Source organism: Hoeflea ulvae, assembly GCF_026619435.1.
GTDB lineage: Bacteria > Pseudomonadota > Alphaproteobacteria > Rhizobiales > Rhizobiaceae > Hoeflea > Hoeflea ulvae.
The window spans coordinates 4,171,880-4,186,440 of sequence record NZ_JAOVZQ010000001.1 but is presented as its reverse complement, the minus strand read 5'-3'; the positions used below and the strand labels follow the sequence as shown (position 1 = coordinate 4,186,440).

Annotated in this window: 12 protein-coding genes and 1 pseudogene; 4 read left to right on the top strand and 9 right to left on the bottom strand. The window is 63.4% G+C overall.

The window, feature by feature from the left end:
- Positions 1 to 13: 13 nt before the first annotated feature.
- On the bottom strand, positions 14 to 1,363 hold the full coding sequence (locus tag OEG82_RS19960) for an NAD(P)-dependent oxidoreductase (RefSeq protein WP_267614107.1): 1,350 nt from the start codon (positions 1,361 to 1,363) through the stop codon (positions 14 to 16).
- A gap of 204 nt (positions 1,364 to 1,567) precedes the next feature.
- On the opposite strand from OEG82_RS19960, the gene OEG82_RS19955 reads away from it, so the two are divergent.
- From OEG82_RS19955 to OEG82_RS19945, 3 genes are all read left to right on the top strand, one after another.
- Positions 1,568 to 2,398 carry an alpha/beta hydrolase gene (locus tag OEG82_RS19955; RefSeq protein WP_267614106.1) on the top strand — a complete coding sequence of 277 codons (831 nt, stop codon included), beginning with the start codon at positions 1,568 to 1,570 and terminating at the stop codon, positions 2,396 to 2,398.
- Positions 2,399 to 2,546: 148 nt separating this feature from the next.
- Positions 2,547 to 4,820: a glycoside hydrolase family 9 protein gene (locus tag OEG82_RS19950; protein ID WP_267614105.1), complete on the top strand. Its 2,274-nt coding sequence runs from the start codon at positions 2,547 to 2,549 to the stop codon at positions 4,818 to 4,820.
- Between the two features lie 88 nt (positions 4,821 to 4,908).
- A complete protein-coding gene (locus tag OEG82_RS19945; RefSeq protein WP_267614104.1) occupies positions 4,909 to 6,048 on the top strand; it encodes a Gfo/Idh/MocA family protein in 1,140 nt (379 codons plus the stop codon).
- Between the two features lie 17 nt (positions 6,049 to 6,065).
- On the opposite strand, the gene OEG82_RS19940 is transcribed toward OEG82_RS19945, so the two are convergent.
- The 8 genes and pseudogenes from OEG82_RS19940 to choX form a co-directional block, all read right to left on the bottom strand.
- Complete coding sequence (locus OEG82_RS19940) at positions 6,066 to 7,124, bottom strand: Gfo/Idh/MocA family protein (protein WP_267614103.1); 1,059 nt, start codon at positions 7,122 to 7,124, stop codon at positions 6,066 to 6,068.
- An 81-nt stretch (positions 7,125 to 7,205) separates the two neighbouring features.
- Complete coding sequence (locus OEG82_RS19935) at positions 7,206 to 7,910, bottom strand: SDR family NAD(P)-dependent oxidoreductase (protein WP_267614102.1); 705 nt, start codon at positions 7,908 to 7,910, stop codon at positions 7,206 to 7,208.
- Positions 7,911 to 7,934: 24 nt separating this feature from the next.
- Positions 7,935 to 8,903, bottom strand: coding sequence for a nucleoside hydrolase (locus OEG82_RS19930; protein ID WP_267614101.1), 969 nt, complete (start codon positions 8,901 to 8,903; stop codon positions 7,935 to 7,937).
- A 213-nt stretch (positions 8,904 to 9,116) separates the two neighbouring features.
- Complete coding sequence (locus OEG82_RS19925) at positions 9,117 to 9,872, bottom strand: HugZ family pyridoxamine 5'-phosphate oxidase (protein ID WP_267614100.1); 756 nt, start codon at positions 9,870 to 9,872, stop codon at positions 9,117 to 9,119.
- Between the two features lie 25 nt (positions 9,873 to 9,897).
- Positions 9,898 to 10,660, bottom strand: a pseudogene (locus OEG82_RS19920) (SDR family NAD(P)-dependent oxidoreductase).
- Between the two features lie 50 nt (positions 10,661 to 10,710).
- Complete coding sequence (choV, locus tag OEG82_RS19915; protein ID WP_267614099.1) at positions 10,711 to 11,772, bottom strand: choline ABC transporter ATP-binding protein; 1,062 nt, start codon at positions 11,770 to 11,772, stop codon at positions 10,711 to 10,713.
- Positions 11,769 to 12,623 (bottom strand): choline ABC transporter permease subunit, encoded by an 855-nt coding sequence (gene choW / locus OEG82_RS19910; RefSeq protein ID WP_267614098.1) that lies wholly within the window; start codon positions 12,621 to 12,623, stop codon positions 11,769 to 11,771. Before choW ends, choV begins: the two co-directional genes overlap by 4 nt.
- 66 nt (positions 12,624 to 12,689) lie before the next feature.
- Positions 12,690 to 13,607 carry a choline ABC transporter substrate-binding protein gene (choX, locus tag OEG82_RS19905; RefSeq protein WP_267614097.1) on the bottom strand — a complete coding sequence of 306 codons (918 nt, stop codon included), beginning with the start codon at positions 13,605 to 13,607 and terminating at the stop codon, positions 12,690 to 12,692.
- 255 nt (positions 13,608 to 13,862) lie between these two features.
- On the opposite strand from choX, the gene OEG82_RS19900 reads away from it, so the two are divergent.
- Complete coding sequence (locus OEG82_RS19900) at positions 13,863 to 14,453, top strand: thymidine kinase (RefSeq protein ID WP_267614096.1); 591 nt, start codon at positions 13,863 to 13,865, stop codon at positions 14,451 to 14,453.
- The last annotated feature ends 108 nt before the right edge of the window (positions 14,454 to 14,561 follow it).

Sequence of the window (14,561 nt, the reverse complement as noted above, 5' to 3'; positions counted from 1 at the left end):
ATCTTTTCCTTCCTCAAGCCATCAGGGCTTTGTGAATGCTTTCGGCGGCGATCTTGCCGTCTTCGACCGAGACCACGGTGAGGTCTTCGCCACCGATGATGCAGTCACCCCCGGCCCAGATTTTCGGATGCGAGGTGCGGCGGTCGGCAGCGGTGCGGATCCGGCCTTTTTCCAGCTCGATCGGCAAGCCCGCCAGCGGTCCCGCGTCCGGTGTCTGGCCGATGGCCTTGAACACCTGATCGGCTTGAAGTGTGACCAGCTCTCCCGTGCCGCTCAGTTTGCCAGCGGCGTCCAGCCGGGTCTTTTCCAAAGTGATCCCGGTCACTGATCCGTCGGCGACGTGCAGGCTGCTGGGCATCACCCAGTGGCGGATGACGACACCATGGGTCTGGGCCAGTTCCTGCTCGTAAAGCGAGGCATTCATGTGCTCCTGGCCGCGGCGATAGGCGATGGTGACTTCCTCGGCGCCGAGCAGCTTTGACTGGATGGCCGCATCGATGGCGGTCATGCCGCCGCCGATGACGACAATGCGGCGTCCGACTTCCAGCAGCGACAGATCTTCGGCCTGGCGCAGCACGCCGATGAAATCGACCGCGTCGACAACGCCGCTGGCGGTTTCGCCTTCAAGCCCCAGCGCGTTGACGCCGGGCAGGCCGAGGCCGAGAAACACCGCGTCGAATTCGGCGGTCAGCTGCTCGAGATTGACATCCCGGCCCAGCGCCTTGCCGTTCTCGATGGTGATGCCGCCGATCTGCAGGATGAATTCGACCTCGTCCTGGGCAAAATCATTGGTCGTCTTGTAGGATGCGATGCCATATTCGTTGAGGCCGCCAGCTTTTTCCCGGGCTTCGTAGACGGTAACATCATGGCCATGGGTGGCGAGCCGATGGGCGCAGGAGAGACCTGCCGGGCCGGCGCCGATGACGGCTATTTTCTTGCCGGTGGAAGCGGCGCGGGTGAAGGGATGCGGTTGCTCGCGCTCCATGAAGGTGTCGGTGGCGTGGCGCTGCAGCAGGCCGATCTTGACCGGCTTCCCCTCGGCGATCTCGCGCACGCAGACCTCTTCACACAGGGTTTCGGTCGGACAGACCCGGGCGCACATGCCGCCCATGATGTTTTCCGAGAAAATGGTCTTGGCCGAGCCGATCGGGTTGCCGGCCTGGATGTTGCGGATGAACAGCGGAATGTCGATCGAGGTCGGACAGGCCGTCATGCAGGGCGCGTCATAGCAGAAATAGCACCGGTCAGCCTCGACGATCGCCTCGTGCGGCGTCAGCGGCGGATGGATATCGGAAAAATTGTCGGCATAATCGGCGCTGGAAAGACGGTTGGCCTTTACGTCGCTCGTCTCGGATACTGTCATCAGGACCCCCTCGTTGCGAGAACCTCTTTTTGCGGTCTTTTCGGAGAAACTCCTCAGTTCATCCGATGCCGCGCTGGGAAAAGAATGAAACGGTTTTATCAAAAGGTCAAATTTTTTATCAAATGATCAAAATTTGACCTTTTCACTCAACATTGCACTTCCCGGGAAGACCGGTAAATATGTCGCAAATCAAGGAGCTTGCCTGTGACAGACTACCCGATCGCGGACCATGACGACGCCTATGCCAATGGCGCTCACATCCCCGGAGCCGCGGATTATCCCCCGCGATGGGCCGGCAAGGCCGCGGCCCTGCGCGACAGCCAGAGCCAGGCGGGAAGGGCGCGGCTTGACCTCGGCTACGGAGCGGCGCCGCGCAACCGCCTCGATCTGTTCCTGCCCGAAGGCGAAGCGAAGGGGCTGGTCGTGTTCGTGCATGGCGGCTACTGGAAGGCATTCGACAAATCGATGTGGTCGCATCTGGCGGCCGGGCCACTGGCGCATGGCTTTGCCGTGGCAATGCCGAGCTACACGCTGTGCCCGGATATCCGCATCGGCGGCATTGTCCGCGAAATCGCCGCCGCTGTGCAGTTTGCAGCCGGCGAAATCGCCGGGCCGATCCGCCTGACCGGCCACTCGGCCGGCGGGCATCTGGTGACCAGGATGATCAGCGGCGAGGCGCTGCTGTCAAAAGCGGTGCTGGACCGCATCTCCGGCGTGACCTCGATATCCGGAGTCCATGATCTGCGGCCCCTGATGCTGACGGAGATGAATGACACGCTGCACATCGATGCCGCAGAGGCGCAGTCGGAAAGCCCGGTGCTGCTGAGCCCGCTCGGCGCCATTCCGGTGACCGCATGGGTCGGCGCGGAGGAGCGGCCGGAATTTGTCCGGCAGAACCGGGCGCTCTACGAGATGTGGCGCGGCTTCGCGAGCCCGATGGCGATATGCGAAGAGCCGGAAAAGCACCATTTTGACGTGATTGACGGTCTCGCAGATCCCGCTCATCCGCTCTGCCAAACGGTTCTCGGGCTTTGATGCGTCTGGTTCCGGACCAGTCCTCACAGCTGTTTCGGGACAGGAGCCGCGCGTTCCGGGTCAGGTCTTTGCCTGAGGCGAAGGCCCCGGGGCAAGCAGTCTTTTCAACGCGGCGATCTTTCCGCCATTGCCAGTCACGGAAACAATCATGATCCATCCCAAAGCCACGCTTGGTCTGCTTGCGATGCTGGCGACCCACGCCATCACGTCCCACGCTGACGCCGCGGAGATGCTGACCGATCCGGCCTTCGAGAGCACGGCGCTTGCGGGCGAGTGGTGGGCCACCCCGAATATCGAACTTGAGTACCGCAAGGGTGAACTCTGCGGCTCGGTTGCGGGCGGCACCGAGCAGCCGTGGGATGCCATTGCCGGCATCAACGGACTTTCGCTCCTGGAGGGTGAGCATTACCGCCTGACGATCACCGCATCCGCCGACCCGGCTGGCCAGATGCGCGCCCTGGTGCAGAAAGCGGCGGAACCATGGACCGCCGAAGGCGAGATCAAGCGCGGGGTGTCGACCGGCAGGCAGACCATGAGCGAGGCGTTCGCGGCGAGCGAAACCCACGCCGCTGCCCAGATCGTGTTTCAGCTCGGCGGATCGGACAAGCCGTGGCGCTTCTGCCTGCACGAGGCCTCGCTGTTGAGCGGACAGGAGCCGGCATCTGTTGTCGCAGCCAGTGCCGTGCCGGCGATCCGGGTCAATCAGACCGCCTATTTCCCCGATGGCCCGAAGCGCGCCACCCTGGTGCGCGCCGACCAGACTCCGGCGGACTGGACGCTGGTCTCGTCCACCGGCGAGACGGTTGCCGCCGGGCAAACCCGCGTGAACGGCCATGATGCATCCTCCGGGCTCGAGGTGCAGACCATCGATTTCAGCGATTTCAACGTGATCGGCGACGGCTACCGGCTGGTCGTGGGCGAGGAGACCAGCCCGCCCTTCGCCATTTCCAGCGATGCCTATGCCGCCTTGCGCCAGGATGCGCTGTCCTATTTCTACAAGGTGCGCAGCGGCATCGAAATCAGGGAGGATCTGGCTGGAAAAGGTTATGGGCGCCCGGCGGGACATGCCGGCGTCGAGCCCAATCGCGGCGATGTTTCGGTCGGCTGTCTCGACGCAGACACGGCCCGGCAGATCTACGGCGAGGACTGGGGGTGCGGCTACAGGCTCGATGTCACGGGAGGCTGGTACGATGCCGGCGATTTCGGCAAATATGTGGTCAATGGCGGCATCGCGGTGGCGCAATTGCTCGGTGTCTATGAGCGGGCCCTGTATGACAGCGGCGGGACATCACCGGCCCTGTCCGACGGTCTGGTGCAAATTCCCGAAGCCGGCAACGGCATTGCCGACATTCTCGACGAGGCCCGCTGGGAGCTGGATTTCCTGCTTGCGATGACGGTTCCCGAGGGCGAGCCCCATGCCGGCATGGCGCATCACAAGGTGCATGGCACCGGCTGGCCCTCGGCGCCGTTGCTGCCAAACCGGGATCGCGAGGAGCGCATCCTGCATCGGCCCTCGACGGCGGCCACGCTTAATCTGTCCGCGGCAGCAGCACAGGGCGCCCGGCTGTTTGCCAAGGCGGATGAAGCCTATGCCGAACGGCTGCTGGCGGCAGCCATTCGCGCCTATCACGCAGCCGAGGCCAATCCGGACCTTTTCGCGCCCTATACCGAGGGCAATCTCGGCGGCGGCGACTATCAGGACGACGATGTTTCCGACGAGTTCTATTGGGCGGCGTCCGAGCTCTATCTGACAAGCCGTGACCCGGCCTGGCTCAAACGTGCCAAAGCCTCGCCGCACTGGTCCGGACCGGTGTTCTTCCCCGAAGGCATCAGCTGGCGCTCGGTTGCCGGGCTCGCCCGCCTTCAGCTCGCCTCGGTGCCGTCGGGCCTGCCGGAGCCGGATCTCAGGGCCATCCACAGCTCGGTGATCACAGCCGCCGATGCCTATCTGCAAACCCAGCAGCAGGAGGCCTTCGGGCAGATGTATCATCCAGCGGCCGGCTTCGGCTGGGGTTCGAACCACTCGCTGATCCAGAACATGATCGTGGTCGCCACTGCCTTTGACCTGACCGGGAACCCGGCCTATCTGCAGGCGGTGCGCGAGAGCATGGACTATCTGCTGGGGCGCAATGCGCTGGGCAATTCCTATGTCACCGGTTATGGCACGACCTATTCGCACCGGCAGTTCTCCTACATGTTCGCCGCCAGCATCGATCCGTCCTATCCGCCGGTGCCAAGAGGGGCGCTGGCAGGCGGGCCCAACAGCGGGCTGGCCGATGACTATGCGATCAAGTTGCTTGCGGACTGCGCGCCGCAGGCCTGTTACGTCGATGATCCCCGCTCGTTTTCAACCAACGAGATCGCCATCAACTGGAATGCGCCGCTGACCTGGATTGCCTCCTTCCTGGACGATACGCGATAGCTGCGGCGCGCATTCAGCCAGCAGGCAATCGCCTGTTAACGCGCGAGGGGCTAAAGTCGCAGACATCAGCTTGCGGGGGCAAAGATCCATGACCAAGATCGCACTTGTCGGCGCCGGATTTGTCGCCGACTACTACATGACGACGCTCGCCAACTATCCCGAGCTCGAGATCGCCGGCGTGTGGGACATTGATGCCGGCCGGCTGGCGCAGTTCTGCGGCTTTCACGGCACGCAGGCCTATGGCTCGCTTGCCGATTGCCTTGGCGATCAGGGCACCACGATCATCGTCAACCTGACCCCGCCCGAGACCCATTTTTCGCTCAATCTCGCGGCCCTGAAGGCGGGCAAGCATGTCTATTGCGAAAAGCCGCTGGGCATGAGCTTCGAGGAGGCAAGCGAGGTCATCGCGCTGGCGGAGAAAGAAGGCCTGACTGTCTGCGGCGCGCCGGCCAACGGCCTGTCCGATGCCCGGCAACTGACCGCAAGCCTGATCGCCGCCGGGCGCATCGGCGCACCGCGTCTTGCCTATGCCGAGATGGAAGACGGTCCGGTGTTCAAGGACAACTGGATGGAGTGGCGCTCGCGCTCGGGGGCAAAATGGCCGGGCCTGCATGAATTCGAGCTCGGCTGCACGCTTGAACATGCCGGCTACGGGCTGAGCTGGCTGGTGGCGCTGTTTGGCGCGGTGGAAAAGGGCCAGGCGTTTTCGGCGCTGACCTTTCCAGACAAGGGGCCGGGGACGTCGGATCTTGTCATGGGCGCCGATTTTTCGGTCGGCTGCCTTTCGTTTCATTCGGGCGTGACGGCGCGGCTGACCTGCGGTCTGGCGGCGCCGCGCGACCGCTCGCTGACGATTGTCGGGGAGGAGGGCACCCTTGTGGTGCGGGATCTGTGGGATGACCGCTCGCCGGTGCATGTCAGCCGTTTTGACGAAAAGCGGCCCTTGCTGCAGCGGCTGGCCGGACGGTTCGAGCGCAGCCGCGGCCAGGTCCTGCCGCTCAGGCTGACCCACGGCCGTGCGGAAGCCTATCCCGCGCCGGCGAGGTCAGGCAAACTCGCCGCCTATCCCTCGCAGATCGATTTCGGCCGCGGGATCGCGGTGATGGCCGAGGCCATCGCCAAAGGCGAGACGCCGTTCTTTTCAGGCCAGCGGGCGCTGCATCTGACCGAACTGGCGCTGGCGCTCAATAGCGGTGTCGGGGAATTTGCGCCGCGCTCGCGGTTCTGAAACCGCCCGCTCCGGGCTCAACCGGGCGTCGGCGGACGGGCGAGGATTTCATCGATGATCCGCAGCGCGGCAATGGTGTCGTCGAGGCTGTTGTCGGGCTCCTCGCGCAAGCCCTGGCGGATGGCGTCGGAGGCCGCCTCGATCTCGAATTGCAGGCCGGTTCCGTCAAAGCGGTGATCATGCCGCTCGGTGCCGGGCAGCGGCAAATGCGCAAACAGTTTCCGGCGCAACCTGGCCGAAAACCCGTTGCCGCCCGGTTGCGCCAGATCGGCAAGACGGCGCGACGGGTAGACGGCAAAGCCATCAGGCCTGATGAACAGGGGCCCAAGCACCAGAACGCCCCTGTCGCCCTCGATGATCATCCGGTTCGACCCGTCGCGATCAAAGCTGCAACTGATCTCGGCCACACCCGTGTCAAACTGCATGCGCAGGTTTGCGGCCCGGTCGACGCCTGAAGCTGCCGAGTGCCAGTAGCCCTCGGCTCCCAATGGATCGCCGAGGAAATAACGTGTCAGCGAGATCGGATAGATGCCGATGTCGTATAAGGCGCCGCCGCCCTTGGCCTTGTCGAAAAACCGGCTGTGCGGATCGTAGCTTTGTATCCAGGCAATATCGGCCTCCAGCCTGCGCACCGTGCCGATGATGCCGTCAGCAAGGGCTGCGCGGGCGGCCCTGACGGCCGGCAGATAGCGGCTCCACATCGCTTCCATCACGAAGCTGCCGCTGTCGCGCGCCGCCGAGCGGATTTTCAGGGCGTCGTCCAGGTTGGCCGTCATCGGTTTTTCAATGAGCACCGGGACGCGCGCCTCGATACATTCAAGCGCCATGCCGGCATGGGCCATGTTCGAGGTGGCGATATAGACCGCGTCAACCGCCTGCGCCTCGATCATCGCGGCCAGCGAGCCGAAATCGGCGACGCCGGTGTGGCGGCTGGCAAAGGCCTTGGCCTTGGCCGGATCGCGGGCGCAGACAGCGGTCAGGCAAACACTCGCAGCAAGGCCGATATCGCCGGCAAATTGCTGCGCAATCGCGCCGGTCCCGGCGATGCCCCATCGGATGATCTTCGGCTGTGTCATGGCCCGATCATAGGGCTGGCTGGTGAAGGCCGGGTAAAGGCCGGATCCTGCCGGTGCGTCCGAGCCGTCAAAGGCATCACGCTACCAGGGCAGGGGATCGCCGCGATAGTCGTAGAACCCGCCGGTCTCGGCGGCGGTGAACCGGTCGAGCACCGCCAGGAGCAGGGCGGCGGTCTCGGTAGGCGTTCTCACGGTGAGGCCGGCCTTGGCAAAGCTCGATGACAAGCCGGTGTCGACGGTGCCCGGATGCAGGGCCACGCAGACGGCCTCGGGGGATCTGCGGGCGAGCTCTATGGCTGCGGTGTGGACGAACTGATTGAGCGCCGCCTTGGAGGCGCGGTAGCTGTACCAGCCGCCCAGCGCATTGTCGCCGATCGAGCCGACCTTGGCCGACAGGGTGGCAAAGACCGATTTCCCGTCCCTCGCCAGCAGCGGCAGGAAATGCTTCATCAGCAGCGCCGGTCCGATGGCATTGACCGCGAAGGCATGGGCCATGTGTTCGGGGGTGAGGGATTTGAGGGTCTTTTCCGGGGTGAAGCCGTGGCCGTGCAGGAAGCCTGTTGCGTCAAACACCAGGCGCAGATCAGATTGCCGTTTTTCCACCGTCTTCGCCGCGGCGATGATGCTGTGCTCGTCGAGCAGATCGATCCCGGGGTCGGACGCGCGGGAAAACCCGATCACCTCGGCAAAGGCACCCGAACGGTTGAGCGCCTCGAACACTGCCTGGCCGATGCCGCCGCTGTGGCCGATGACGGCAGCGAGCCCGCCATGTGTCACGCTGTTCATTTCGGCGCACCTCTCACCAACCGGTCAATTGCCTGTGCCGGCAACCGCATGTCGGGTCATGACCATCATGTAATCGGCCAAAAACATCTCCGGATCGGTGTCGACCATCACCATATGGTCCGGTCTGCCGTCAAAGCAACGGGCGCGGCTCTGGGTGCCGCCGGGCTGGAACAGGGTCTGGCCGATGGCCGGGCCGTTGGTGATCACGGCCAGCGCGCCTTTCTGCAACCGGAAGGCGCCGGGCACGGTCAGCCAGGACAGGGCCATCACGTCATGCGGCACGCAGCCGCCGATGCCCATATGCGAGCGGTAGAACCGGGCATAGAATTCGGCCATGGCGGCGAGCGGTTCACCGAGCCCCGGGCTCTCCCGAGCCAGGGCCTGCATGTAATCGGGCGTGAACACCACCGGCATGGTGCAATCGAGCGGCGCCAGCACCAGCGGCCATTGTGCGCCCAGAACCCTGTCGGCGGCATGCGGGTCGTTCCAGAAATTGGCTTCCGCCATCGGCGTGACATTGCCCTTGCGGTGCACCGCCCCGCCCATGACCACGACAGCCTTGATTCGGGTCACCACATCTGGGTCGCGTTCGAGCAATCTGGCCAGATTGGTCACCGGACCGACCGCACACAACACAATTTCTCCGGGAAATTTCCTGGTGGCCTCGATGATGTAGTCGACCGCGTCAAGCGCGTGCTTGCTGCGTCGGGACGCCGGAATGTCGATCTCGCCAAAGCCGTTGCGGCCATGAACCAGATAGCTCGGTTCATTGCCTGGCATGGCAACGGGGGCGGGCTCGCCTTCGGCGACATCCGCGTCCGATCCCCAATGATCAAGCAATGCCAATGCGTTACGGGTTGCCTCATGGGTGCGGACATTGCCGAAGATCGTCGTCAGCGCCAGCAATTCGATCTCGGGATGGGCGATAGCATAGGCAATCGCCATGGCATCATCGATGCCCGGATCGGTGTCGAGTATGATCTTGTGTCTCATGTGCAGCCCCGTTTGAGTGCCGCAGCAATGCCACGCCGGGCTCCGGGCTGCAAGCCGGGCGGTTGCAGCGCAAGGTCGGAGCAAGTTTCGGCGCGCACTGTCGTCAGCGACCGGCGGCATGGCGGGGATTTTCCCTTCCGTCGCTAGACGGACGTCACCTCGTTGGATGACGTCCGTCTGCATTCCAGGCCTGTCTTGAACAGGTTTGCCGCCTCAGGCTGCTCTTGCGCGGCGCGCCATGTCGACAAGCAGCGGCCGCATATCGGCAGCCTTCATCAGCGGCGAATCATATTCGATGCGCAAGAGCTCGTCGCCCTGGACCAGATCGAGCCCCGCACAATCAATCCCGCACAGTTTCCAGCCGGATTTTTTCGACTTGCCGAACACGCGAGCGTAATTGTCGATCGCATCCGAGTGGTCTGCATTCATGTGCGCCACCGCCCCGGCTTCCATGTCGGCGAGATCGGCAATCGCCGGCGACGTGATCAGCAGATCGGACGCGTCGAGCACAAAGGCCTTGCCGAAGCCGCCATTGAGGCTGGCCGAATGCGGCACCATGCGGAAAAAGGCGAAATCGCCGAAATCGGCATAGAGTGCGGCTTTCGGATGCCGGGCAATGAAACGGGCGCGCAGCCGGGCATGGGCGGGGTCGTCGCGGGCTACGCGCTCGGCCTGGGTGCGCACGGTGATGCGCGGATGGGCCAGCGGGTCGCCCTTCCCGGGCTCGCCAAACAGCAGCGAGGCCCGCGGGTCAGCGAGCAGCGCCGTGGTGTGCACCGACAGCCCGGAGACCAGGATCAGCGGTGTTCCGTCGACATCGGTGCCGGTCAGAACCCGGCTTGCAAAGGGGAAGCCGGTGTCGGGTTCGAGCACGCCGATGGCGCCGAACCGCGCACCCCTGACGAGGCGGTGCGCCAGTCGGCGGGCCTCCTCGTCGGTCTCGCGGATGGTCTTGACCGGTTCCTTCACGTGGCAATCACCCCGTTGCGGCGCGCTATTTCGGCGCCATGCGGATGGCGCCGTCGAGACGAATGGTCTCGCCATTGAGCATGACATTGTCGATGATATGCAGGGCCAGCTTGGCATATTCCTCAGGCTGTCCCAGTGCGGGACGGGAACGGCACCGAGGCGCCGAGGCTGTCCTGGACTTCCGGCGGCATGTTCAGCAGCATCGGGGTGGCGAAAATGCCTGGTGCGATGGTCATCACGCGAATGCCGAAGCGGGCAATCTCGCGGGCGATCGGCAGTGCCATGGCATGCACGCCACCCTTGGAGGCGGAATAGGCGGCCTGGCCGATCTGGCCGTCAAAGGCAGCAACCGATGCTGTCGAGATCACCACGCCGCGCTCGCCGTCGGCCAGCGGCTCGAGCCTGGAGGCGCGATCGGAAAACAGCCGCAGCATGTTGAAGCTGCCGATCAGATTGACCTCGATGACCTTGCGGAACAGGTCGAGATCATGCGGGCCTTCGCGGCCGACGACTCGGACGGCGGGCGCAATGCCGGCGCAGTTGATCAGGATCCGGGCTTCGCCATTGGCTTCTGCGGCCTCCGCGAGTGCTGCCTCGGCGGCTGTGGCATCGGAGACATCGCAGGCGATTGCCTTGCCGCCGATTTCGGCCGCGACCTTTTCGGCCTGGTCCAGATTGATGTCCAGCAGCGTCACCTTTGCGCCAGCTGCTGCCAATGCCCGCGCGGTTGCCGCGCCAAGGCCTGAGCCTCCGCCGGTCACGATGGCGGCTTTGCCCTTAACTTCCATATTCCGATCTCCTCGACTGCACTAAGTTAATTGTCCGGCGCTCATCACTCTCAGCGGCGGTGCTGTGTCAAGCCGCGAATGATGTCGTCAGCGGTGATGGAACCTGTCACGACGCCCTTGTCAATCACGCCGATTGTCCCCTGGCGCCTGGTCAGCGCGTCCATCACGTCGGACAGCGGTGTATCGGGGCTGACCGAAGCCGACAGCGGCGATTGGCCGCGCGAGGCGTTGGGTTTGCCGGGCTCCATGACGTCCTTTGCCGTGAGCATGGCAATCGGGTTCATGTTGGCGACGAAATCCTGGACATATTCATTGGTGGGCGAATTGACGATGTCGCGCGGGGTGCCGCACTGGATGATGCGCCCGCCTTCCATGATGGCGATGCGGTTGCCGAGCTTCATGGCTTCATCGAGGTCATGGCTGACGAAGACGATGGTCTTGCCCAGCCGCGACTGCAGTTCGAGCAGTTCGTCCTGCAGCCTTGTCCGGATCAACGGGTCAAGCGCCGAGAACGGCTCGTCCATCAGAAGGATCGGTGCACCGGTGGCGAAGGCGCGGGCGAGGCCAACACGTTGCTGCATGCCGCCGGAGAGTTCCGCCACCATCCGCTCTGACCAGTCGGACAGGCCGACGAGTTCGAGTTGTTCCGCGACCCGCCGCTCGCGTTCCTTTTTGGGAACGCCGGAGATTTCCAGGCCGAAGCCGACATTGTCGGCAACCGACCGCCAGGGCAGCAGGCCGAATTGCTGAAACACCATCGACACGGTGTCCATGCGCAATTGCTTGAGCTGCTTGTCGTCGCAGGCGCCGACATCGAATGTCTCGTCGCCGCATTCGACCGTCAGCGTGCCGCGGCTGATCGGATTGAGCCGGTTGATGGCGCGCAGCAGCGTGGACTTGCCGGACCCGGACAGGCCCATCAGCACCAGGATCTCGCCCTCGTTGATGTCGACGGTGCAGTCATGCACGCCGAGCACGTCGCCGGTGATCTCCTGGATCTCGGTGCGGGACTTGCCGGCATCGGCCAGCGCCAGGCTTTCGGCGGTGTTGTCGCCAAAGATGATCGAGACATTGTCGATGCGGACCGAGCCGCGATCAGCATCAAGGCTCATGATGTGGCTCCAATGCGTACCCGGCAGATGCGGTCAAGGATGATGGCGAGGATCACGATGGCAATGCCGGCTTCAAGCCCGAGCGGAATGTTGACGGTGTTGAGCGCGCGGACCACCGGTTTGCCAAGGCCGTTGGCGCCGATCAGGGCGGCGATGACGACCATCGACAGCGACAGCATGATGCATTGGGTGAGGCCGGCCATGATCGTCGGCAGGGCGGCGGGCAGCTCGACCTTGCGCAGCAATTGCTGCGGCGAGGCTCCAAAGGCCATGCCGGCCTCGACCATCGGCTTGGGCACCGAGGTGATGCCGAGATAGGTGAGCCGGATCGGCGCCGGCGAGGCGAAGATGATGGTGACCAGCAGGCCGGGCGCAAGGCCGAGGCCGAACAGGATGAGCACCGGGATCAGATAGACGAAGGTGGGCATCGTCTGCATCAGATCGAGAACCGGTTGCAGCACCGTGTAGAGTTTTGGCCGGTGCGCCAGCCAGATGCCGATCGGCACGCCGATGGCCATCGACATGAAGGCGGCGGAAATCACCAGGACGAGGGTTTCGACGGTCTCTTTCCAGAGCCCCTGGTTGATGATGAACACCAGTCCGAGAACGATGCCGAGCGCCAGTTTCCAGGATTTCTGGATGCGCCAGCCGATCAGGGCGATGACCAGGACAAGAAACAGCGACGGCAACCACAACAGGCCGTCGATCATGCTGTCGAGCACGAATTTGAGTGAATCCGCGATGGCATCGAAGACGAACTCGAAATTGTCGGTGAGAAAATTGAAGAAGCTCTTTCCCAATTTTCCGACCGGAATTTTCCAGGCCGTGATGAAGTCCGTCATGCCGTCCATATTCAGTCCCCCGACGCACAAATCAGTCCGGGGCCGCGTTAGCAGCCCCGAACCGTCGTGTCATTATTACATGCCGAGCTTTGCAGCGACAGCCGCAGCGGCATCGCCGCCGTCGAATGTTGTCACGCCTTCAAGCCAGGGCGTGACCGCATCGGGATTGGCCTTCAGCCAGGCCAGTCCGGCATCATTGGCATCTTCACCCTTGAGGATGTCGTCCATGATCTTGTTTTCCATCGACAGGGTGAAGGAAAGATTCTTGACCAGGGTTCCGACATTGGGGCACTCGGTGGTGAAGCCGGCGCGCACATTGGTGTGCACGGTGGCCGCGCCGAAGCCGGAATCGCCCATGCCGTCCAGATAGGCAATCGGCATTTCGCCCATGATCGGATGCGGGGTCCAGCCCAGGAATGCGATCCATTCCTCGTTGCGGATTGCCTTTTCGGCCTGCGACAGCATGCCGGCTTCCGAGCTTTCGACCAGCTCAAAACCATCCAGGCCATTGGCCGGGTCTTCGATCATCTCGAGCACGATCCGGTTGCCGTCATTGCCGGGCTCGATGCCGTAGATCTTGCCGTCGAACTTGTCCCTGAACTTGCCGATGTCGGACAGGCTCTTGACGCCGCCTTCGGCAGCATAGGTCGGCACAACCAGGCCATAGCCGGCGCCATCAAGGTTCTGGGCAATAGTTTCAACCGAGCCATCGTCGAGGAACGGCTGCACATCGGCGGCCATCGACGGCATCCAGTTGCCGAGGAAGACGTCCATGTCCTTGTTCTTCAGCGACTGATAGGTCACAGGCACGCTGAGCACCTGGACTTCCTGGGTATAGCCCAGGGCCTCGAGCACGACGCCGGTGACGGCGGTGGTGGCCTGGATGTCGGTCCAGCCGACATCGGCAAAGCGGACATTCTTGCAGGCTTCAGGATCGGCTGCGTGGGCTGTTGCGGTTCCTGCGAGCAGAATTGCTGCGAATGTGAGTGTCATTTTTCTTATCATGTTCGGTATCTCCCGTGTTCCGATGGCCGAAACAACCACCTATGGCCGGTGAACTCAACCCGCCAGATCGCCAAAATCGGCAGGGCGAAGCGAAAACGGCTGTTGAAAGCCCGGACGGGGGTGGAATTCGGCCGCTGCGGTTGGCAAGAGGCTATGGGCCGGCGGTCTCAAAGCCGCGGCGGAGCGGAGCCGGGGCCTGAAGCCGGGCGACAGTGTGAACCGGATGAACTGCGGGAGCCGGCCTTGGCCAAGCTATATTTCAGTTACTCGACGATGAATGCAGGCAAATCGACGCTGTTGCTGCAGGCGTCCTACAATTACCGCGAGCGCGGCATGCGCACCGTGCTGTTCATCGCCGCCTTCGATGATCGCGGCGGCGCCGGGCGCATTGCCTCGCGGATCGGGCTGGATTGCGAGGCAATCCCGTTCCGGCCCGAGGATGACCTGTTCCAATCGCTCGAAAATCTCAAGGCCGAGGGCGAGATCGCCTGCGCCTTTGTCGACGAAGCCCAGTTTCTGACCGAAAGCCAGGTCTGGCAGCTGGCGCGGGTGGCCGACCGGCTGAATGTTCCGGTGATGACCTACGGACTGCGAACCGATTTTCGCGGCAAACTGTTTCCTGGCTCCGCCGCGCTTCTGGCGATTGCCGACGAGCTCAGGGAAGTGCGGACGATCTGCCATTGCGGCCGCAAGGCGACGATGGTGGTGCGGGTCAATGACGAGGGCAGGGTGATCCGCGAAGGCGCCCAGATCGAGGTCGGCGGAAACGAAAAATATGTGTCCTATTGTCGCCGCCACTGGGACGATGTCATGGGTCGGGAGGCTCCGGACTAGGGACGCCTGCTGCTGTTTGGCCGGTTGACGTGGTTGACAATTTTCCGACCCGCCGTATCTGCACCAAGGTCTCATTGCTCTTGCGTCGTCCACGTAATAGTTATGAAC

What these genes read in the sequence shown, in the direction of transcription:
- OEG82_RS19940 (WP_267614103.1), bottom strand. Translation starts at nt 7,124, where the DNA reads ATGACACAGCCGAAGATCATCCGATGGGGCATCGCCGGGACCGGCGCG.
- choX (WP_267614097.1), bottom strand. Translation starts at nt 13,607, where the DNA reads ATGACACTCACATTCGCAGCAATTCTGCTCGCAGGAACCGCAACAGCC.
- OEG82_RS19950 (WP_267614105.1), top strand. Translation starts at nt 2,547, where the DNA reads ATGATCCATCCCAAAGCCACGCTTGGTCTGCTTGCGATGCTGGCGACC.
- OEG82_RS19960 (WP_267614107.1), bottom strand. Translation starts at nt 1,363, where the DNA reads ATGACAGTATCCGAGACGAGCGACGTAAAGGCCAACCGTCTTTCCAGC.
- OEG82_RS19945 (WP_267614104.1), top strand. Translation starts at nt 4,909, where the DNA reads ATGACCAAGATCGCACTTGTCGGCGCCGGATTTGTCGCCGACTACTAC.
- OEG82_RS19935 (WP_267614102.1), bottom strand. Translation starts at nt 7,910, where the DNA reads ATGAACAGCGTGACACATGGCGGGCTCGCTGCCGTCATCGGCCACAGC.
- choW (WP_267614098.1), bottom strand. Translation starts at nt 12,623, where the DNA reads ATGGACGGCATGACGGACTTCATCACGGCCTGGAAAATTCCGGTCGGA.
- OEG82_RS19930 (WP_267614101.1), bottom strand. Translation starts at nt 8,903, where the DNA reads ATGAGACACAAGATCATACTCGACACCGATCCGGGCATCGATGATGCC.
- choV (WP_267614099.1), bottom strand. Translation starts at nt 11,772, where the DNA reads ATGAGCCTTGATGCTGATCGCGGCTCGGTCCGCATCGACAATGTCTCG.